The 409-nt window shown below is 68.0% G+C and carries 1 pseudogene; it reads left to right on the top strand.

The window, feature by feature from the left end:
* A pseudogene (locus tag KJQ96_RS38800) lies at positions 1-409 on the top strand (IS21 family transposase); the annotation flags it as partial.

The following is a 409-nucleotide window of genomic DNA, read 5'->3' as shown; positions in this document are numbered from 1 at the left end:
ACTGCGGCAAACGCGTTGCCGCCCATGTGCGCTCTTCCTCCGACCGCAAGCATACGACGGTGCGCGAGCACATGCCGTCGAGCCACCGGCGCTATGCCGACTGGACGCCAGAGCGCCTCCGGCGAAGCGCCGCCGAGATCGGCCGCCGCACGTCGGCACTGATCGCGACTATCCTGCGGGAGCGCACGCATCCCGAGCAAGGCTTCCGCGCCTGTGTCGGCATCCTGCGGCTTGCCAAGACATATGGCCGCGAGAGGCTCGAGGCTGCGTGCGGCCGCGCGCTCGAGATCGGCGCGCGCTCCTACAGTTCGGTCAACTCGATCCTCAAGAACAATCTCGATCGCCAGCAGCCCGCAACGCCCACGGACGGGCCAGCGATAGCGCACGACAACATCCGTGGCCCGACCTA

Source organism: Bradyrhizobium sp. sGM-13 (assembly GCF_018398875.1).
Taxonomy (GTDB): Bacteria; Pseudomonadota; Alphaproteobacteria; order Rhizobiales; family Xanthobacteraceae; genus Bradyrhizobium.
Note: the sequence above shows the minus strand (reverse complement) of the source record. Positions and strands in the feature narration are given on the sequence as shown.